The organism is Streptomyces diastatochromogenes (assembly GCF_002242805.1).
In the GTDB taxonomy this organism is placed as follows: domain Bacteria; phylum Actinomycetota; class Actinomycetes; order Streptomycetales; family Streptomycetaceae; genus Streptomyces; species Streptomyces diastatochromogenes.
In genome coordinates this window covers 181,910-201,123 of record NZ_MCGQ01000008.1, presented here as the reverse complement: position 1 = coordinate 201,123, position 19,214 = coordinate 181,910, and the positions used below count along the sequence as shown (strand labels likewise).

Annotated in this window: 22 protein-coding genes; 7 read left to right on the top strand and 15 right to left on the bottom strand. The window is 71.9% G+C overall.

Annotation, left to right across the window (positions count from 1 at the left end; genetic code table 11):
- The first annotated feature begins 180 nt into the window (after nt 1–180).
- Entirely contained in the window at nt 181–720 is a 540-nt protein-coding gene (locus tag BEK98_RS09290; RefSeq protein WP_244201808.1) for a hypothetical protein, read from the top strand.
- Between the two features lie 20 nt (nt 721–740).
- Here the strand turns inward: BEK98_RS09290 and BEK98_RS09285 are convergent, their stop codons facing one another.
- The 3 genes from BEK98_RS09285 to BEK98_RS09275 are packed head-to-tail and all read right to left on the bottom strand — an operon-like array spanning nt 741 to nt 4,431.
- On the bottom strand, nt 741–1,655 hold the full coding sequence (locus BEK98_RS09285; RefSeq protein ID WP_094215929.1) for a peptidoglycan-binding protein: 915 nt from the start codon (nt 1,653–1,655) through the stop codon (nt 741–743).
- A gap of 38 nt (nt 1,656–1,693) precedes the next feature.
- The gene (locus tag BEK98_RS09280) at nt 1,694–3,382 is read right to left on the bottom strand and encodes a transglycosylase domain-containing protein (RefSeq protein WP_094215928.1); all 1,689 of its coding nucleotides are present in this window, start codon (nt 3,380–3,382) and stop codon (nt 1,694–1,696) included.
- Nucleotides 3,379–4,431, bottom strand: coding sequence for a sigma factor-like helix-turn-helix DNA-binding protein (locus tag BEK98_RS09275; RefSeq protein ID WP_244201807.1), 1,053 nt, complete (start codon nt 4,429–4,431; stop codon nt 3,379–3,381). Before BEK98_RS09275 ends, BEK98_RS09280 begins: the two co-directional genes overlap by 4 nt.
- A 181-nt stretch (nt 4,432–4,612) precedes the next feature.
- Here BEK98_RS09275 and BEK98_RS09270 point away from each other — a divergent pair, with 181 nt between their 5' ends.
- From BEK98_RS09270 to BEK98_RS09260, 3 genes are all read left to right on the top strand, one after another.
- Nucleotides 4,613–5,131: a SigE family RNA polymerase sigma factor gene (locus BEK98_RS09270; RefSeq protein ID WP_094215926.1), complete on the top strand. Its 519-nt coding sequence runs from the start codon at nt 4,613–4,615 to the stop codon at nt 5,129–5,131.
- Nucleotides 5,121–5,819 (top strand): hypothetical protein, encoded by a 699-nt coding sequence (locus BEK98_RS09265; RefSeq protein ID WP_094215925.1) that lies wholly within the window; start codon nt 5,121–5,123, stop codon nt 5,817–5,819. Before BEK98_RS09270 ends, BEK98_RS09265 begins: the two co-directional genes overlap by 11 nt.
- Nucleotides 5,820–5,947: 128 nt before the next feature.
- Nucleotides 5,948–7,906: a sensor histidine kinase gene (locus BEK98_RS09260; RefSeq protein WP_094215924.1), complete on the top strand. Its 1,959-nt coding sequence runs from the start codon at nt 5,948–5,950 to the stop codon at nt 7,904–7,906.
- 281 nt (nt 7,907–8,187) lie between these two features.
- Here BEK98_RS09260 and BEK98_RS09255 read toward each other — a convergent pair whose 3' ends face one another.
- Nucleotides 8,188–9,204, bottom strand: coding sequence for a zinc-dependent alcohol dehydrogenase family protein (locus BEK98_RS09255; protein ID WP_094215923.1), 1,017 nt, complete (start codon nt 9,202–9,204; stop codon nt 8,188–8,190).
- Nucleotides 9,205–9,378: 174 nt separating this feature from the next.
- Here BEK98_RS09255 and BEK98_RS09250 point away from each other — a divergent pair, with 174 nt between their 5' ends.
- A complete protein-coding gene (locus tag BEK98_RS09250) occupies nt 9,379–10,260 on the top strand; it encodes a helix-turn-helix domain-containing protein (protein WP_094215922.1) in 882 nt (293 codons plus the stop codon).
- A gap of 8 nt (nt 10,261–10,268) precedes the next feature.
- Here the strand turns inward: BEK98_RS09250 and BEK98_RS09245 are convergent, their stop codons facing one another.
- Together BEK98_RS09245 and BEK98_RS09240 are read right to left on the bottom strand one after the other, a co-directional pair.
- Entirely contained in the window at nt 10,269–10,703 is a 435-nt protein-coding gene (locus BEK98_RS09245; RefSeq protein ID WP_094215921.1) for a nuclear transport factor 2 family protein, read from the bottom strand.
- Between the two features lie 50 nt (nt 10,704–10,753).
- Entirely contained in the window at nt 10,754–11,674 is a 921-nt protein-coding gene (locus BEK98_RS09240) for a zinc-binding dehydrogenase (protein ID WP_094216006.1), read from the bottom strand.
- A 119-nt stretch (nt 11,675–11,793) separates the two neighbouring features.
- Between BEK98_RS09240 and BEK98_RS09235 the strand changes: the two genes are divergently transcribed.
- Nucleotides 11,794–12,744 carry a LysR family transcriptional regulator gene (locus BEK98_RS09235; protein ID WP_094216005.1) on the top strand — a complete coding sequence of 317 codons (951 nt, stop codon included), beginning with the start codon at nt 11,794–11,796 and terminating at the stop codon, nt 12,742–12,744.
- A gap of 44 nt (nt 12,745–12,788) precedes the next feature.
- Here BEK98_RS09235 and BEK98_RS09230 read toward each other — a convergent pair whose 3' ends face one another.
- The 9 genes from BEK98_RS09230 to BEK98_RS09190 form a co-directional block, all read right to left on the bottom strand.
- Complete coding sequence (locus BEK98_RS09230; RefSeq protein ID WP_094215920.1) at nt 12,789–13,076, bottom strand: SCO5918 family protein; 288 nt, start codon at nt 13,074–13,076, stop codon at nt 12,789–12,791.
- Between the two features lie 68 nt (nt 13,077–13,144).
- Entirely contained in the window at nt 13,145–13,543 is a 399-nt protein-coding gene (locus tag BEK98_RS09225) for a CBS domain-containing protein (protein WP_094215919.1), read from the bottom strand.
- Nucleotides 13,544–13,622: 79 nt separating this feature from the next.
- The gene (locus BEK98_RS09220) at nt 13,623–15,089 is read right to left on the bottom strand and encodes a DEAD/DEAH box helicase (RefSeq protein WP_094215918.1); all 1,467 of its coding nucleotides are present in this window, start codon (nt 15,087–15,089) and stop codon (nt 13,623–13,625) included.
- A gap of 162 nt (nt 15,090–15,251) precedes the next feature.
- Nucleotides 15,252–15,455: a cold-shock protein gene (locus BEK98_RS09215; protein ID WP_007383480.1), complete on the bottom strand. Its 204-nt coding sequence runs from the start codon at nt 15,453–15,455 to the stop codon at nt 15,252–15,254.
- Nucleotides 15,456–15,685: 230 nt separating this feature from the next.
- Nucleotides 15,686–16,027 carry a MerR family transcriptional regulator gene (locus tag BEK98_RS09210; RefSeq protein ID WP_094215917.1) on the bottom strand — a complete coding sequence of 114 codons (342 nt, stop codon included), beginning with the start codon at nt 16,025–16,027 and terminating at the stop codon, nt 15,686–15,688.
- A 149-nt stretch (nt 16,028–16,176) separates the two neighbouring features.
- The gene (locus BEK98_RS09205) at nt 16,177–16,575 is read right to left on the bottom strand and encodes a DUF5994 family protein (protein WP_094215916.1); all 399 of its coding nucleotides are present in this window, start codon (nt 16,573–16,575) and stop codon (nt 16,177–16,179) included.
- Nucleotides 16,572–17,027 (bottom strand): STAS domain-containing protein, encoded by a 456-nt coding sequence (locus BEK98_RS09200; RefSeq protein WP_208643057.1) that lies wholly within the window; start codon nt 17,025–17,027, stop codon nt 16,572–16,574. The genes BEK98_RS09205 and BEK98_RS09200 overlap by 4 nt, the downstream gene beginning before the upstream one ends.
- A 71-nt stretch (nt 17,028–17,098) precedes the next feature.
- On the bottom strand, nt 17,099–17,593 hold the full coding sequence (locus BEK98_RS09195; RefSeq protein ID WP_244201806.1) for a DUF5994 family protein: 495 nt from the start codon (nt 17,591–17,593) through the stop codon (nt 17,099–17,101).
- A gap of 219 nt (nt 17,594–17,812) precedes the next feature.
- Nucleotides 17,813–18,073, bottom strand: coding sequence for a hypothetical protein (locus BEK98_RS09190; RefSeq protein WP_094215915.1), 261 nt, complete (start codon nt 18,071–18,073; stop codon nt 17,813–17,815).
- A gap of 550 nt (nt 18,074–18,623) precedes the next feature.
- On the opposite strand from BEK98_RS09190, the gene BEK98_RS09185 reads away from it, so the two are divergent.
- Entirely contained in the window at nt 18,624–19,187 is a 564-nt protein-coding gene (locus BEK98_RS09185) for a hypothetical protein (RefSeq protein ID WP_244201805.1), read from the top strand.
- Nucleotides 19,188–19,214: the final 27 nt, after the last annotated feature.

Genomic DNA, 19,214 nt, shown 5'->3' with positions numbered 1-19,214 from the left:
GGCTCCGACGGCCCCCTCCTGATCTCACTGATAGCTTGCTGCTTCTGCCAGTTCACTCTGTGGGGGACATCGATGAGCCAGCCGCCTTTCCAACCGCCACCGCCGCCTCACCAGCCACCACAGAGCCCGTACACCCCGTATAACCCGTACAACCAGCCCGCGCCGCCGCAGCAGCCCTTCATGAACCCGGCCCCGCCGTTCCAGGCACCGCCCTTCCAGCAGCCGCCTTTCCAGCAGCCGCCCTTCGGGCAGCGGCCGAACGCGGGCGGTAATCCGGTCGGCGCGGTGTTCCTCGGGTTCGTCGTCTCGGTCGTCGTCTCGGGGGTCTACAGCGGTATCAACCTGGCCACGTACAAAGAGCAGTCGCTCACCGTGGCCAACGCCCTCTACCTGGGCCACGCCCTGCTCAACGGGGCGATCGTCGGCTGCCTGGTCGGTCTGGTGGGCCGCCGCAGCAACGGCGCCCGGATCGGGGCGGCCGTCATCGCCGCGCTCGGCGCCTTCTTCGGCTACACCAACTCCCTGCCGCTCATCATCGCCGACGCCCAGACGCCCTCCGTCGTCGGGGACCTGCTGAGCGACGACCCCTTCTTCCCGGCCAAGGCATGGTGGAGCAGCGAGGCCCACGGGGGAGTCGACTGGTACTCCCCGCTGGGCCTCGTGCTCGCCGCGGCCGCGGCCTGGGGTCTCGCCTACGTCGTCGGCAACAGGCGCCGGTAGAGGTGACCCGGGCCGTGGTGTCAGGAGAACAGCAGACGCCAGGTCAGCGGACCGGGGTGGCCGTCGGCGTCGCCGCGCAGCTCCTTCCGTGACTTCTGGAAGTCCCGCACGTTCAGCTGGTCCGCCTCGCTCCAGGCCTTGCTCGGGCCGACCCTGTAGTGGTCGCCGAAGCCGCGCTTCACCAGCTGCTTGCCGAGCTGGAGGACGTACTTGTTGGAGGCCCCGGCCACGAAGTACTTGCGGCCCGGGAACGCGGGGATCTTCGGCTTGGACGGCGTGGGCTTCTCCGGGGTGTCGTCGCCCACGTCCAGGTCGTCCTTCGCGTACTTGACGATCCGGGCGAAGTCGATCGCGCCGGGGTCGCCATGGACGTTCTCGGGCACGTGCATGTGCCCGCAGACGCCCTTGAACGCCGTCCACTGCGCGCCCGTCATCCGCTGGCCGCCGCTCCCGTACGACGACGGGTACGCGGGCCACGCCGACGGGCCGGACAGCGGCACGCCGTGTTCCTCGTGCATCCAGGCCAGGAAGCGGGCGACGCCCTGCAGCGCCCAGTCGGGCGCGTCCGGCCAGTAGATGTGCGCCTGGCCCGAGGCCTGCCACTTCGCGTGGGTCTTCGGGTCGCAGGTGCCGACCAGCTCGATCTGGCACACGTTCAGGGTGTTGGTCTCGACGCCGCCCTTCAGATTGACCAGCGCTCTGGAGGAGGTCTCGATGTCGAAGTGCTGGTACCACTTCAGCTTCTTGGCGGCGAGGTCCGGGACCGCCGTCAGGTTCGGAGCGACGGCGCCGCCGTCGTATCCGGGCAGGGTCGGACCCTCCGTGGTGTGCAGGACGACCACGTTGACCTCCATCGGGTCACCGCCGAAGTCGTCCTGGTACCAGTTCGCCCGGCTCGCTCCGGGGTAGCGCTGGGGTCCCGTCTTGGTGCTCATCACAGACTCCTGAGTCGAGTGTGGTGCTACGTGGAGAATCAGTGCCTTTGTCCGAAGGCGGCAGCCTTCCAGACTCCCGCCGCCACCGTCTGCGCGAACTCGGTGGGCGGCGGCTCGTTCGGCAGCTGCGCGGGTACCGTCGTGGCCTTCTTGCCTTTCCCGCCGGCTGTCCGATCCGCGAACAGGGCGACGGTCAGGGCGAGTTGGCGATCGTAACCGGTGGTCCACACGGTTCGCCGGGTAATTCCGCCTCCGGCCCCGTCGGTGACGAACACCTTCGCCTCCGCTTCCGTCTGCGCCTGTGCCTGCGTCTTCGCCGAATCGGCGGGGACGGCGACGGGCAACGGCCCGGCCCCCGATCGCGCGCCCGCCATGAGCGCCTCCTTCTCGCCCAGCACCCGGCGCACCTCGGGACCCGCCCGGTAGACGGTGCGGCCCTCCCGCGTGATGCGCGCGACGGTGTACGGGGAGGCGTACCTGCCGTCCGCCGCGACCGTCGCGTACGCCGACGCCAGGTTCAGCGGGGTCGGCGCCGCCGTCTTCAGGAGCCCGCGCAGGGGCTCGCCCGCCCGTCGCCCCACCTCGCGGAACGGATCGAGGGCCGTCCCCGCCTCCACCGCCCCGCTCACCGCGTCGTTGAACGGCTGCCGCGCGTAGTCCGAGCCGCCGTACAGCAGTCGTACCGCTCCGTCGCCGGGCACCATCCCCACGACGGCGGTGTGCACCCGCACGCCGCCCTTGCCCCTGGGACGGTCCTGGACCAGTTGCGCGGCGCTGTCCTGCAGCCCCAGGTCGAAGGTGGTCGTCACGCTGTAGCCGCCGCTCGCGAGCTGGTCCTCGGTGATGCCGAGCCGGTCGGCGGCCTCCTTCGCGGCGACGTCGATCAGATACTGCCGCTGCCCGTCGGTCTCGCCCGGCGGATAGAACCGGAACGCCGGGAAACGAGCCTCGACCCGCTGCTTCACGGTGATGCTCCCGCTCGCCGCCATCGCGTCGAGCACCCACTCCCAGCGCTTCTCCAGCTTCGCGGTCACCTTGGGATCGGAGCCCGCCTTCTCGTAGTACGAGGGGATGTTGACGATGGACGCCAGCGCGGCGCCCTGCGCGACCGTCAGGCTCTTCGCGTCCACGCCGAAGTAGTTGCGGGCGGCGGACTGGATCCCGGCGGCGCCCCGACCGAAGTACACGGTGTTGAGATAGCCCTCCAGGATCTCGTCCTTGCCGCGGGTGCGGTCCAGCTTGATCGCGATGAGCGCCTCGCGCGCCTTGCGGGACAGCGAGTGCTCCGGGCTCAGCAGCGCGTTCTTCACGTACTGCTGGGTGATGGTGGAGCCGCCCTGCGGGTCGCCGCCCGTCAGTGTCGCCAGCGTGGCCCGCGTGATGGCCCGCGGCGAGATCCCGGTGTCGGTACGGAAGGAGCGGTTCTCCGCGGCGATCACCGCGTCCTGCACATGCCGGGGGACCGCGGACAACGGGACGTCCTGCCGGTCGACCGGTCCGCGCCGGCCCAGATAGGCGCCGTTCGCGTCGAGGAACACGGTGCTCTGGGTGACGGTCTCGGGGTGCGGCTCCGGAATGGCCGTCAGGTGGTACGCCACGACGGCCGCCGCACAGAGCGCCGCGATCAGGGTGAGGAAGGCGTAGAGCAGCCGGCGAAGCAGCCGGCCCCGGGTGCGGCGGAACCGGATCCGCAGCGGCGGGCGCTCGCGGCGCCTGGGCCGCTTCATATCCGCCACCACTCGCGGGCCGACCGCGCGGCGACCTTGCCTGCGGCGTCGTACAGCGTGACGACCCGCTCGTTTCCCTCGGCGGAGAGGACCGACTTCACGTCCTTCTGGGACACCGGAGCGCTCGCGTACCAGATGCCCCAGCCCGGACTGCCCGCCAGGACCAGGACTTTCGCCGTGGTCTCCCCGTCGCCGGTCCGCACCTCGACGCGCCCCGGCTCACCGCTCAGGCCGTGGAACAGGCCCGACAGGAAGAACCCGCCCTTCACGGAGTCCACCCGCAGGGAGACGCCCGGTTCGCCGCGCGGGCGGTCGCCGTCGTCGCCCGCGAGGGCCACGGGTACCGACCAGTGACCGCCGTCGGCCGTCAGCCACACCCGCACTCCCGGCCCTGCGGTCACCCGCTCGCCCGGCGCCACGACCCGGACGGGACTGGTCTCCGCAGGAGCGCCGGCACCGGACACCTCCTCCCCCGAACCACCGCCCCGCAGCTGTCTGTCGGCCAGGACGGCGACCGGCGTGAGCAGCGCCGCGCAGACGGCCGCGGTCACGGCGATACGCCGCCGCCGCCGTACGCGTCCCCGCGCCTGGACGTCGGCCAGCGGCACCTCGGACGGGACCAGGTCCTCGACGGCGCGGGCGTACTCCTCGCGCAGCCGTCCGGCATCGGCACCGGCTGCCTTCAGCCCCTGCCGGGCATGGGCCCGCACTGCGCCCGCCGAACACCCCAGCAGTTGCGCGATCTCCGCCTCCGCGAGCCCCTCCCAGACCCGCAGCACCAGAACCGCCCGCCGCCGTGCGGCCCGGCGTCCGCGCAGCCGGCGCAGATGGCCCCGCACCAGACAGCGCCGTACATGGAAGTCCACGTCGTTGCGCGGAACGAGCCGCCACCGGGCGCACATCCGCACCAGCGTTCTCCGCGCCAGCTCCTCCGCCGCACCGGGGTCGTCGGTGAGCAGCCGCGCGGTCACGACCAGCCGGGACCAGTGCGTCCGGGCGTAGGCGGTGAAGTCGTGGCCGGCGGGGAGCACGTCGTGGGTGGGTGGCACGTGGGAGGTCCTTCGGTTCGGGAACTGGGGCGGTCGTACGGGTAGGTTGAGGAGCCGGGGAGCCGACGACTGTGAGAAAAGGGGAGCCTGAGACACCTGTGCGCCGTCTTCCCGGACGGGACCTGTACGCACGGCAGAGGTGGCCGGGTTGCAAGGAGAGGGCACGGATTCCGGTGGGGGCATGACCGAGGACGAGTTCGACGCGTTCTACGCGGCCGCGTTCCCCCGGCTGACCGGCCAGCTCTACGCCTTCACCGGAGACCACGGCGAGGCCCAGGACGTCGTCCAGGAGGCGTTCGTACGGGCCTGGGACCGGCGAGCGCAGTTCCTGGCGGACAGCGCTCCCGAGGCGTGGATCCGCACGGTGGCCATGCGGCTGGCGGTGAGCCGCTGGCGGCGGGCGAAGCGCTGGCTGGAACTGGTGCGGCGCACTCCGCCGCCGGACTCCACCCCGGGGCCGGGCCCCGAGTACACCGCGCTCGTGGCCGCCCTGCGCGAACTGCCCGAGGTTCAGCGGATGGCGATCGTCCTGCACCATTTGTGCGACCTGAGCGTGGAGCAGGTAGCCTCCGAGACCGGCGCGCCCGTGGGGACGGTCAAGGCGAGGCTGTCCCGGGGGCGGGCGGAGCTGGCGAAGCGTCTCGCGGGGGACGAGGCCGACGGGCCGATCCTCGGGAAGGAGAGCGGCCGTGTCCGATGAACTCTCCGCCGCGCTACGCGAGTTGGCCGCCACCGGGGCGACCCCGCCGGTCGTCGGCGGCGCCGAGATACGCGCCCGGGCGATCCGCCGCAGGCGCCGCCGCCGTACCGTCGCAGCCCTCGGCGCGGGGACCACGGCCCTCGCGCTGCTGGGCTTCGCCCTGACCCTGCGCCTCGGCGAAGACCCGGACCACCGGGCCGGGGCCCGCCCCCCGGCCGTGACCCGTCCCCCGTCCGCCCTGCCGCCCACGGCCACCCCGGTGCCCGTCTCCGGCACCCTCGACCTGCGCGGGCACACCCTCACGTTCGGCGGCCGGGTGCTGCCGATCCTCTCGGCCTTCGACGTCCCGGCCGGCTACACGACCCCGATGACGGTGGTCGCGAAGCAGACCCGGAGAGCGGTGACCGTCGAGGTGCGCTCCAAAGGCCCGGTCGTGGTGGAGGTCCCGTACGCGGTCGAGCTGCGCGACGGGGAGGGCCGGCCGCTCTACGTCGGTTCCTTCGCCCCCGAGGTCAAGGTCCTGAGCGACTATGACGTGAACGGCCGCGTGATCGGCCTCGGCACGGAGGACGCCCAGCGGTTCTACGCCCGGATCCGTCTCGGCGACAGCATCTCGCTGACGACCGGCACGAGGCCGACGGCCGCACCCTCGGTCACCGCCACGGCATCCCCGTCCCCGACCGGCTGATCGTCGAGACCGATCACGGCTCCGTGCCCCTCTCACAGCTGCCGCGTACGTCGGGTGAGCACCTGTGAATCGACGTCTTACGAAGGGGAAACGAGGCGCCTGCCGGGCCGCCTCTAGCCTCGCGGGGCATGAGGGGGAACCGAATCCGCCGACCTGACCTGTCCGTCCGCATTCCCGGCTGGGGCTCCATCCGTGGCCGTATGGCCATCGTCCTTGCCGTACCCACCTGTCTGCTCCTCGCCCTGACCGGGCTGGGCGTCGCCGACCGCGCCCACGACTGGTCCGCCGCGCGGGCCACGGAGTCCCAGGTCGGCATCCTGCTGCAGGAACAGGACCTCGTCCGTGAGCTGCAGCGTGAACGCGGCCTCACCAACGGCCTGTTGAGCGGCGCCGAGCAGTACCGGGACGACGTCCGCGGGCAGCGGGCGCGCACCGACACCGCGCGTACGTCCCTGAGGGCGGCGCTCTCGAAGGAGAGCGGCGATCTGCCCGGGGGCGCGGCCGCCGCCTTACGCCAGGCCCAGCTCCCGCTCGTCGACCTCATCGCCACCCGTACCGCCGTCGACGCCGGCCGGGCCGACCGCACCGCCACCCTCCGCTTCTACACCAGAGCCGTCACCGCCCTGATCGACGCCGAAGGGGCCGGCGCGCCCGACGGCGACCGCCGTATCGCGCGAGGCGTGCAGGCGCTGCAGGCCCTGGCGCGGGCCACGGAGGCCGTGGCCCTCGAACGCGGCTCCCTGAACGGCGTGTTCGCCGCCCAGCGGTTCCGCTCCGGTGAGTACCTCGACTTCACCGATGTCCGCGCCACGCGGGTCGCGGCCCTCGGCCAGTTCCGCCAACTCGCCGACAGCGCCGAGAAGTCATCCCTGGACCAGGCCTTCGGGACGGCTGCCGCCCGCCGCGTCACCGGATACGAGGCCAAGGCCGAGGCGGGCGCCGACGGTTCGTCCCTCCACGTCGACGCCACCCGCTGGTGGGCCGACATGACGACGCTCGTCGACGCGCTGCACGGCGTACAGAAACAGGTCGGCGACGACGTACGGGCACGGGCGGACCAGGTCGGCGGCGCGGCCACCCGGGAACTCGTCGGCTTCCTGGCCCTGGGCGGGCTGATCCTCGCCGTGGCCTCCGCGCTCGCGCTGTTCTCGGCCCGCTCCATCACCCGCCCCCTGGGCGCCCTGGCCGACGAGGCCGACGCGGTCGCGGGCACCAGGCTGCCGGACGTGGTCAAGTACATCCAGGGGGCCGACCCCGACACCCCGTTGCCGACCGAGCCCGAGGCGGCCGAAGTCCCCGCCACCGCACGGGAGATCACCCGGCTGGTCGCCGCACTGCGCAACGTCGAGCGCACCGCCGTGGGCCTCGCCGCCGAGCAGGCCGTCCTGCGCCGCAACAGCACCGAGTCCCTGGCCAGTCTCGGCCGCCGCAACCAGGCGCTCCTCAGCCGCCAGCTGGGGCTGATCACCACCCTGGAGAGCCAGGAGCTGGATCCGAACGCCCTCGCCGAACTCTTCGAACTCGACCATCTGGCGACCCGCATGCGCCGCAACGCCGAGTCGCTTCTCGTCCTCGCCGGCGAGGAGCCCCCGGCCCGCCGCTGGCCCGGCACGGTCACCGTCACGGAGGTGGTGCAGTCGGCCGTCTCCGAGGTCGAGCAGTACCAGCGGGTCGCCGTCACCGACATCGAGCCGTGCCGCGTCCGTGGCCACTGTGTCGCCGAACTGTCCCACCTGCTCGCCGAGTTGGTGGAGAACGCGCTCATGTTCAGCCCGCCCCAGCAGCCCGTCGCGGTGTACGGCTGGCGGGACGGCGGCGAGTACTGCCTCGCCGTGGTCGACCGGGGCATCGGGATGACCGCGCAGCGGATGGCCCAGGCCAACGCCCTGCTGTCCGGCCAGGGCGGCTCCCTGCTCGCCGCGCCCACCCGCTTCCTCGGCCACCACGTCGTCGGCGCCCTCGCGACCCGCCTCGGCGCCCATGTGGAGCTGCGCGCCACGGAGGGCTCGGGCGTCACGGCGTACGTCGCCCTGCCCACGCGGCTGGTCCAGCAGCCGGATGCGTCGACCACGGCAGCGGCCACGTGAGAGTGAGGGGAGCGCTGGGCGGATGCCGTGGCCGGTCCGTCTCCGCCAGGGTCGTTGTCAGTGCCCGCCGCTATGGTCTCAAGCGCGCGGCGGGCTTCCGGGGGTTCCAGCTCTGAACAGAATGGTTTACATCCCCGGCCTGTCTGGGGGCGGCCCGGAGACTCGTCCGGGACCCAACCGACGGTCGGGCTTCGCCGATGGCCAGGAGGAAACCTGCCAGCGCCCGCCGCGCACCCCTCTCTGGCAGGGGCGCGCGGCGGCGGCCTGCCGCGGGTTGACGGTCAGGGCTTCAGCAGAGTCTTGATGGCCCGGCGCTCGTCCATCGCCTTGTAGCCCTCGGCGACCTGGTCGAGGGGCAGGGTGAGGTCGAAGACCTTGCCCGGGTTGATCCGGCCGGACAGGACCCGGTCGATCAGGTCGGGCAGGTAGCGGCGGACGGGGGCGGGGCCGCCGCGCAGGCCGACCTGGGAGAAGAACAGCTCCTGGCCGTCGACGGCCACCTCGTGCGGGACGCCGACGAAGCCGACGTTGCCGCCGGGCCGGGCGGAGTGCAGGGCCTGCCGCATGGACTCGGCCGTGCCGACGCACTCCAGCACCGAGTCCGCGCCGATGCCGCCCGTCAGCTCCTTCACCCGGGCGACGCCGTCCTCACCGCGCTCGCTGACGATGTCGGTCGCGCCGAACTCAAGAGCCAGCTGCTGCCGGGACTCGTGGCGGCTCATGGCGATGATCCGCTCGGCACCGAGTTCCCTGGCGGCGATGACCCCGCACAGGCCGACGGCGCCGTCACCGACCACGACGGCGGTGGATCCGGGCTTGACCTCGGCGGCGAGGGCCGCGTACCAGCCGGTGCCCATCACGTCGGAGACGGCGAGCAGGCCGGGGACCACCTCGCCGGCCGGGTGCTCGTCGGTGGCGACCAGGGTGCCGTGGGCGTTGGGGATGCGGACGTAGTCGGCCTGGCAGGTGCTCATGAACTCGCGGTGCAGACAGCTGGACTGCCAGCCGTTACGGCAGTTCGCGCAGGTGTTGTCGGAGGTGGCGAAGGAGCCGACCACGAACTGGCCCGGCTTGACGTTGGTGACCTCGCTGCCGACCTCCTCGACGATGCCGACGTACTCGTGCCCCATGGGGTGCGGGTCGCCGATGGGTTCCAGGCCGCGGTACGGCCACAGGTCCGAGCCGCACACACAGGTGGCGACCGTGCGGATGATCGCGTCGGTGGGCCGGCTGATCTCCGGGTCGTCCAGGTTCTCGAAGCGCACGTCGCCGGGGGCGTGGATCACTGCTCCGCGCATGGTGGTGTTTCCTTCGGTGCGAGGGGGTTCAGGTGCCGCAGCCAGGGGGCGTGAACAGCGGCCCGATAGCGAGCCTCACACGCGGGTACAGACGCGAAAAGCGGAGAAATCCATCCGGGGAGAGGAACATCCTGGGGGGAAACTCTCCCCCCTTCCGCTCGGGCGAACGGTGTCATGCTGGGCAGCATGACCGGCACTGTCCCCCTCAACGAACTGGGAGAGTTCCTCAAGAAGCGCCGCGCCGAGCTGAGCCCGCGCACGGTCGGGCTGCCCGACACCGGCAGGCCCCGCCGGGTGGCCGGGCTGCGCCGCGAGGAGGTCGCCCAGCTCGCCAGCATCAGCACCGACTACTACACCCGCCTCGAACAGGGCCGCATGCAGGCATCCGCACCCGTCCTGGACACCCTCGCCCGGGTTCTCCACCTGGACGACGACGAACGCGGCTACCTCTTCCAGCTCGCCGGCAAGACCACCACCCGCACCCGCCGCCGAGGCCGGCAGAAGGTCCAGCCGCAGCTGCAGCGGGTCCTGGACGACCTCACCGCCACCCCGGCCATCGTGCAGGGCCGACGCGGGGACATCCTCGCCTGGAACGCGCTGGCCGCGGCCCTGGTCACCGACTTCTCCCGCATCCCGGAAAGGCACCGCAACTATCCGCGGATCCAGTTCACCGATCCGGCCATGCGCACCTTGTACGCCGACTGGGAGGCCTCGGCCCAGATCGCCGTGGCCCAGCTGCGGATGGAAGCGGCGAAGTACCCGGAGGACCCGCGCCTGATCGAGCTGGTCGGTGAGCTGTCGATGCGGGACAAGCAGTTCGCCCAGTGGTGGGGCGACCACCGCGTCGCCGCCCGCACCGTGGGCACCAAGACCCTCAACCACCCGGTCGTCGGCGAACTCGTCCTGGACTGGGACACGTTGACCGCCAACACCGACCCCGACCAGCACCTGACCGTCTGGACCGCCGCACCCGGCTCCCCCACCCACGAACGGCTCCGCATCCTCGCCTCCTGGGCCGCCGACCAGAAACTGTCCCCGTCGCAGCCGCTCAGCTGACGGAGTGGCTACTCGGTTCCGGCGGCACGGTGGGCGTCCTCGTCCGGGAAGAGGGTCGCGGCCACGTGCTGGGTGTCGGCGTATTCGATGACGGAGGCGATCTTGCCGCCGCGGACCGTGTAGATGCCGATGCAGCGGTTGTCGTAGGTGGCACCGCGCACGGTCGTGGCCCTGGAGGTCCATTCGGCCACCACGCGGTCGCCCTCGGCGATCGTGCTGACCAGTTCGATGTCCACGGTGCCGGGGACGAAGACCGTTCCCATGCTGCCGAGGAACTCGTTGACGATCTCGTCGCGGCCGCGCCACACCTTGGAGACGGGCAGGTCGCCCGGGTAGTGCCAGGTCGCGTCCTCGGTGAAGCTGTCGTGGATGACGTCGGCGTCGCCGTCGCGGACGGCCTCGACGTAGCGGATGACGACGGTCCTGGGGTCGCTGGTGGTCATGTGCGTACTCCTTCGGTTGTTCTCGCGTCCGGTCATCGTTCGGGTGTGGATCAGGACAGGGTGAGGACGGCCTTGCCACGGATGCGGCGGTCGCGCAGGTCGGTGAGGGTCGCCGCGGTGTCGGCCCAGTCGGTGACACGGCCGATCTCGGGGTGCAGGCGGCCTTCGGCGGTCAGCCGGACGAGCGCCGCCAGGTCGTCGTCGAGGCGGCTGTCCGCGTCGAGGTAGTGGAAATGGCGGACGGTGGCCGATTCGGGTCCGGTGAAGAAGTCGAAGAAGTCCAGGGTTGCCGGTGTGCGGCTGGCCTGCCCGAACCAGATCAGCGTGCCGCGCCGGGCGAGCCGCGCGAGCGCGAGGGAGAGCGCCGGTCCACCGGTCGACTCCAGCACGATGTCGTAAGGGCCCTGGGCGTCGGTGACGTGGTGGACGACCTCGGTGGCGCCGAGTTCGGCGAGCCGGGCGCCACGATCGGCGTTCCTGGTCACCGCGGTGACCTGGGCCCCGGCGGCGGCCGCGAGTTCGGTGACGAAGTGGCCCACGCCCCCGGAGGCGCCGGTCAGCAGGATCCGCCGTCCCAGCACCGGTCCGGCGGCGCGCAGCAGCCGCAGCGCGGTGAGCCCGGCGAGCGGCAGCGCCGCGCCCTGGACCGCGGAGACACTGTCCGGCAGCTCGGTGAGTGCGTCGGTCGGCACGGCCACGTACTCCGCCCAGCCGCCCTGCATGGGGTGGCCGACCACCCGGGTGACCCCGGACGGCCCGCTGCCGTCGGCGGCCGGCTGCACCACCAGCCCCGCGATGTCCTTGCCCGGGCGGTCGCCGGAGCCGGGCTTCTCCAACTTGAACGTCTCGCCCCGGTTGACCGAGAACGCTTCGACCTTCACCAGCGCCTCGTCGGGGCGAGGCGTCGGCTCCGCGACGTCGGCGAGCACGACCGGCTCGGAGGGATCTCCGGTCGGTAGGAAGGCCTTCATGGTGATCGTCCCCTCGGCGGCGGTGTCTTCGGGGACCATCTGACCGGGCGGAGCGGAGGCTCGGCCAACAACGCATCCGCCTGGCCCACAACGCCGGGTTGTCGCATATGGTCAACGGCATGGACCTCGATCTCGCGCTGGTCCGCGCCTTTGTCGCGACCGCCCGGACGCTGCACTTCGGGCGGGCCGCCGAAGAGCTGAACACCAGTCAGCAGGCGCTGTCCAAGCGCATGGCGCGGCTGGAGAAGCTGCTGTCGGTGCGGCTGTTCGAGCGCCAGGGCGGCACCCGGCTGAGCGAGGCGGGGGAGCGGTTCCTGCCGGCCGCGCGCGAGGCGCTTGCGGCGGGCGAGCGCGCGATCGCGGCGGTGACGGGCGCCGGACCGGTCGTACGGATCGACACCTGGGGGCATCTGTACGCGCCGATGCGCACCGTTGCCGAGGCGGTTCAGCCGCTCGGTCCGGTGCGGTGGGAGCCGAGCCCGGGACGTGACTGGCCGTCGGTCGCGGGGGCGTTGCTGCGCGGCGACACGGACCTGGGATTCGGCCGGGTGCACCCACTGCCCGACGGCCTGGACGCGGGCCTCACCCAGCGGCTGGTGCGGCTGGAACCCGTCGACGCGGTCGTCGGCCCGTCCCACCCACTGTCGGCTGCCGATGCCCTGCGCCCGGCCGACCTGCGCGACAGCGTGCTGTGGTGCCCGGCCGAACTGCCCCGGCTGGACTTCCTACGCCGCTTCGCCGACGAATTCCGGATACTGCGCCGGCACGACGGCCCCAATCTGGGCCTGGACCATCTCGTGCGGCACATCCGCACCGAGCCCGATGCCTTCACCCTCTTCCCCGCCGACGCACCGCTGCCGGACCACGCGGGCCTGCGCTGCATACCGCTCGTCGAGCCGACACCGCTGTACGCGTGGTCGCTGGCCTGGCGCGAGTCCTCCCGCCACCCTCAGCTCGACACCTTGCTACGAGGCTTCACCGAAGCCGGCCGTACCCGGCGCTGGCTGGACTACACACCACAGCGTGACTGGCTCCCCGACACCGACCATCCGAAACTCGCGGTTCGGTAGGCATGTTCGGCGGCGCCGTGCCTCTGCCGTCGCTCCTGAAACCGTCACCAGCCAAGTGCGCCCTCGTCGGCTCGTACATCCCGGGCCGGCGCGACCGGGCTCGCGTCGTGACAGGCGAAGCCGAGTCGGGTCAGTGCCCGGCGCATCTCGCCCGTGGTGATGTCGCGGCGGTTCTGCCTGGTGATCACTTCCCCTACCTGCATCACGGGGTAGACGCGGCGGCCGATGGTCACGGACACGCCGGTGACGGGTTCGGGCGTCATGCCGCTCATCGACTGCTCGACCTCACTCTTGGTCAGGTCGAAGGGGAACCGGGCGATGACACAGCGCATGGATGCCTCCGCGGAGTCGAGGGAGAAACACTGGAGCGACCGACCGCGCGACGGCGGTCGGACGGCGGTCAGGGCGTGAGGGCGAGGATGCCCAGGGCGTAGCCGTGCTCGTCGATCACGGGGGACACGTCCAGGCCACGGACCCGCATGTCGGCTACGGCCTCGCCGAGTGCGGCCACGGACGAGGTGAACGGTCCGCGGTCGAGCGGGATGTCCCGCAGCCGTGCCCGGTCGCGGTACCACGAGCCGCCGCGGTGTGCGGCGAGCTGTGCCCGGGTGACCAGTCCCGCGCACCGCCCGTCCTCGTCCTGGAGGAGCAGATGCGGTACGCGGGCACCGATGAGCAGGGAGAGAGCCACGTCTACGGCCATGTGGTCGTCCACCTGCGGCCCGGGAGCGTGCATGGCGTCACTTGCGGTCAGACCGGTGTCGTCGGCCTGCCGCGTTCGGGGCGGAATCGGTGTCAAGGGCTTCTCCTCTTCGTCGGGGCGGGCAGGACGGGCGACGGCTCGTCCGGGCCGCTGGGAGTGCGTCCCCGTGCTGTGGCTATGGGCTGTTCCTCGGGGCGGACCGACGGACTCGCGCGGCGGACGGGCCGCTCCCGCCACGGCCGGCAGCCCGGCCCCGGCGTCCGCGGCCGGCGGATCCCTTGCCCTCGCGCCGTTCGGCGGCCGGTGCGGTGACGGCGACGGGCACGCCGGAGGGGGTCCGGGCGCCGGTGATGCGATGCAGCTCGTCCTCGCCCGGCCGGATCCGGGCGGTACGCGCAGTGACGCCGGCGTCGGCCATCAGACGGTCCACCGCGCGACGCTGGTGCGGCAGGACGAGGGTGACGACGGTGCCGGACTCGCCGGCGCGGGCGGTACGGCCGCCGCGGTGCAGGTAGTCCTTGTGGTCGCTCGGAGGGTCGACGTTCACGACGAGGTCGAGGCTGTCGACGTGGATTCCGCGGGCGGCGACGTTGGTGGCCACCAGGGCCGTGACGTGGCCGTCCTTGAACTGGGCGAGTGTCCGGTTGCGCTGCGGCTGGGACTTGCCGCCGTGCAGGGCCGAGGCGCGCACACCCACGGACAGCAGGTGCTCGGTCAGCTGGTCCACCGCGTGCTTGGTGTCCAGGAACATGATCACTCGCCCGTCGCGGGCGGCGATCTCGGTCGCGGCGGTGTCCTTGTCGGCGTCGTGCACGTGCAGCAGATGGTGCTCCATGGTGGTGACGCTGCCCGCTGACGGGTCGACCGAGTGCACCACGGGGTCGTGGAGGTAACGGCGCACCAGGAGGTCGATGTTGCGGTCCAGGGTGGCCGAGAACAGCAATCGCTGGCCGCGGGAAGGGACTTGGTCGAGCAGTGCGGTCACCTGCGGCATGAAGCCCATGTCGGCCATCTGGTCGGCCTCGTCCAGGACGGTGACGGCGACCTGGTCCAGCCTGCAGGCTCCCCGCTCGATGAGGTCCGTGAGTCGGCCGGGCGTGGCGACGACGACTTCGGCTCCGCCGCGCAGGGCGCTCGCCTGACGGCCGATCGACATGCCGCCCACCACGGTGGCCAGCCGCAGCCGCAGGGCGCGGGCGTAGGGGGTGAGCGCGTCGGTGACCTGCTGGGCCAGTTCCCGGGTGGGGACGAGGACGAGGGCGAGCGGCTGTCGGGGCTGGGCCCGCTGCCCGTCCACACGGGCCAGCAGAGGCAGACCGAAGGCGAGCGTCTTGCCCGAGCCCGTGCGCCCCCGGCCCAGGACGTCCCGGCCGGCCAGCGCGTTCGGCAGCGTGGCCGCCTGGATCGGGAAGGGCACGGCCACGCCCTGGGCACCGAGCGCGGCCAGCAGACGCGCGGGCATGTCCAGTTCGGCGAACGTCTCGACCGCCGGCAGCGGTTCGGTGAGGGTGACCGGCAGGGTGAACTCCTGTCGGCGGGTGGTGGAGCGTGCTCCTTGGCCGTTCTTTCGCCCGGTGCCCGGACGAGGACCTTGTCGGCCGAAGCGGCCGGAACTGCCACCGGTGCGACGGGTGCGGTTCATGACAGAACCTTCCTCGATGCGGCGTATCGAGGAATTCTGTTCAGCGGCGGGGCCGCGCGAGGATTCGCAAGAATGAGCCGAAGGGAAATGCAAAAAGCCAGATAAAACAATGAGCTGGGGCCCGCACCCCCAAGAGGGCGGGCCCCAGCTGCATGGTTCGCGTCAGGCGGGAACGATGTTCTCGGCCTGCGGGCCCTTCTGGCCCTGCGTGACGTCGAAGGTGACCTTCTGGCCTTCCTGAAGCTCGCGGAAGCCGCTGGTGGCGATGTTCGAGTAGTGGGCGAACACGTCAGCGCCGCCGCCGTCCTGCTCGATGAAGCCGAAGCCCTTTTCCGCGTTGAACCACTTCACGGTGCCAGATGCCATATTGAATCTCCCTTGGGGGCAGTGCCGGACTCCGCACTTTACGGAGCCGAGTCGCCGCGATGATCACCCCTCCGGAAAGATCCGGAAAGCTCTGCAAAGAAAAAATCTCTGGCAACCAAAACTGCAACTGCTATCACGTTAACACAGGCCAAGAGGAAGCGGCCATGCGTTTTCGTGTTCGGCCCGGTAATTCTCATCCGGCCGGAGTCCGTATTTCTGCACCGGCGGGACTAGGTATCCGCACCGTGCTCCTCCAGCTTCCGGCGCATTTCCCGGTTCAGGCGGAGGGCGTCCTCGAGCTGGTTCTCGAGCGAGATGATGCGGCACGCGGCCTCGACGGGGGTGCCCTGGTCGACCAGCTCACGGGCGCGGGCGGCGATGCGCAACTGGTGGCGGGAGTACCGACGGTGACCGCCTTCCGAACGCAGGGGAGTGATCAGCCCGGCTTCGCCGACGGCCCGGAGAAAGGCGGGGGTGGTGCCGAGAACGTCGGCGGCCCGCCCCATGGTGTAGGCGGGATAGTCGTCGTCGTCGAGGTTGCCGGCGACAGGGGCGTCGTTCTCAGCGGGCATAGCACCTTCGTTTTGGGGGGCGCGGCGAGGGACCCGGGCGTACATGGCACCCGGGCTCCGAAGGAGCCAGCACCATCTGCCTCGTGCGACACCCTAACTCCGGCAGGCACGGACATGTGGCCTCGCCGTGAGAGGTTTCCCCCGCGCACTCAGCTTGCGAAGTGGCCCTGCTCCAGCCCGACCGCGGACATGAGCGATTCGGCGGCCCGCTCGGTCGCCTCGGGTGGCACGACCAGCAGATCTCGGCGCCCATGGTTGGGGGCTGTCAGAACGATGGTGCTCGGCAGGTGCGCCGTGGTGGTCCTGCGCAGCCGGACGACCTGGTTACGGACGAGCATGCGGCCCGGCGCCCCGGTCCACACCGTGTCGTTCACCACGACACTGGCGATCTGGCCCCAGGCACGGGGCAGACCGGAGAGCAGGGGCGGGACTTCCGTCAGGAGGTCGAAGGTGCGCGGCCACCAGGCCCCGTCGATACGGCGTGGCACGGTGCTCTCGGGCGCGAGGTACAGGCGGAGGAGGGGCGGGAGCCGTAGTCGGTCGCTCATGAGGTGTCCCGTCGAGCGGTTCGGCGCGGTACGTCGTCGTCGGGCGGACGGTGTGCTTCGGTGGCCAGGAGTGCGCTCGCGGCGAGACGGAGGGCGGGGTGGGCCGTTCGTCCCTCCCAGGCGTCCTCTGCGCTCGCGTAGGCGGGGAAGCGGTCGAGGAGGCCGGCGTGGCGGAAGACCAGGTCGGCCGTGTGGTGGTCGTAGACGATGCGCATCCAGCCGCCCCGGGCGCGGCAGTCGGACCACGCCTCGCGCAGCGGCGTCAGGATGCCGCGGTCGGTGAAGGTCACCTCGCTCAGGTCCACTATGAGGAGGAGCCGTCCGGGCCGGGCCGCGCGTGCTTCGGCCAGAGCGCGGACCAGTGGTGCCAGGGTCTGCGTGTCCAGTTCGCCGTGTGCGCGGATGATGCGGCACTCCTCGAAGAGCGTGGGCGCTTCGTCCTGGGTGGTCAACGACTCGCGCGAGGAGGGTGGTTGAGGTCGGTCGGCCGTCCCTGCCGTGGGCTCCCAAGGGGCCGCGTGCCTCATTCCGCCTCCTCGGTCGCGCCCACCGGGCGACCCGTTTCGGCGAGCGCCAGCATCCGCGCGGCGGTCAGCGGGTTTTCGGGATCGGCGGCGGCGGCCAACAGCCGGGCGGCCGTTCCGGCGGGCTCCTCGGGCGGGACGACCAGGAGCACCCAGCGTCCCACGGTGCCGCAGTCCAGGGTGATGACGTGCGCCTCGCTTCCGGGTTCGGCCGGCTCCACGGCGATCACCCCGCTGGGCGCCATGACCGTGTGTGGGGCATCGGGCCATTCGGCGGGGTCCACGGTGACCCGTACCGCGGCGCCCGGGTCCGGCTCCAACGAGCCGACGAGCGAGGGCAGTTCGATTTCCAGCGCGTCGCAACGCGGCCACCAGGCCCCGTCCAGCGGGCCATGGCTGACGTCCGGGGTGAGAGTCAGGCGGGGCAGGGGCATCCGGTACGTCTGCGCGTCGGCCGCGGACGCGCCTTCGGCCGGCGTTCTGCTCGGTTCCATCGTGCGGTCCCGTCCCGGGAGCCGCGGGACGACTGCCCGTTTCGTCACTCGCCGGGAACGGCACCGCCGGTAGCGCTGCGCGAAAAGCCCTCGGTACGGTCAGACTACTCCCGGCCGAGGAGACGTGGGCGGGTCAGTCGTCCGACTGTGGCTTCTCCGCCTTCTCTGTTTCGCGTCTGTTTTCGCGACGGCGGAGCCTCGTGGCTTCACGGACCCGGGTCACACCTCATCGGCGTGTGTCCTGTCCTGATCCGTCGATTCGCTGGTCGCGAGCCAGGACCGGGCGGGTTCCGCGGCGCGCGCGGTGTCGAGGGTGAGATGGAGCCGGGTCCCTCCCTCGCGGCCGGCGGGGTAGCTGCGCTGCTCGGTCGAGGCGAAGCAGCGGCGGAGCACTGCGGCGACGCGACGGGCGACCTCCGGTGTCGCGGCGACGATGCGGACCTCGGCGTGGCTCTCGGAGGGCAAGGGCTCGTGCTCCATACGGACCTCCTGGCAGGCGACGGGTACGAACCACGAAATCCGGTCGCTACCCGACTCGCCGGGCGACGGTGCGGGGGCTGCGGTGCGTTTCCACGGTGGCCCTCTTCTGAAGGGTATGCCGGGTAAGGGTGGCCGTGCGTGCCATGGGCGACTGGCCGTCCGGCCGTCCGGCCGCCTGCCGGTCGCCCGAGCCCGGTGGCCGCGCGAGCCGGCCTGGGCCGGAAAGCAGCGACCGCTCCCGGAAGGTCAGTGCCGTTGTCGGCGCGGACCGTCGCAGTCGGCGTCGACCGCCGGGCCGCCGAGGCGGGCCCGGCCGGGAGTACCGTGGAGACACCGAGGGCACGCCGCGCACCGCTTCCGACGCCGGTGCCGTTCTCGGGGATCGACGACGCCGGGTCGGCCTGCGTCCGCGCCCGGGGCAGGGTTGGTCATGACCGCGCACGTGTTCCTCCCGACGACCTTGGCCCTCCCCGACCCCCGGCCCGCCCGGGGCAGGCCGCGCATTCGTCTGCCGGGCCCGCCGAGAGCGGGGCGCAGATCCTCACCCCAGGTGGCAGAACGCGTCCGCCCGCTGACGCGTGGTCAGGTCGAAGACCGCCTGCAGGAGCTGGGCGACCTGTACGCGGAGCTGTCCGGTGGCGGCCCGTGGGCGTGGAACGAGGCGCGTGCCGCATTTCTGCGCCATCTGGCGGCCGACGCGCGACGCCCGGGGTTCTCGCTGCTGATCGCGGAGACCACCGCCCTGACCGGATGCGCCTACGGCTTTCCCGCGGACGGCGCCGGTCTGTGGTGGGGAGAGGGCTTCGACGGACACCTGCCGGGGAAGCTGCTGCGCCGCGCCGCCTCCGGGCGGCTCTTCGTCGTCTCCGGAATCGTCGTCCCGCCTCGCGTGCGCCGGGAGTACCAGGACCATGTCTGGAACCTCGCCCGGCGCCTGCAGCGGCGGCTCCTCGCCGACCACGGCGCCACGCTCGGCGTCACGCTGGTGGACGCCTGGGACGACGGGACCGTCGAGACACTGCGGTCCTGGGGCTGGCAGTGCGCCGGAGACGACACCCGTTCGGCCTTGCCGCCCGGCCCGTTCCGCGTTCTGGTGCTGGCTGCGGGGACCTGAGCACCCCTGTCGTCGATCGTGCCCCGG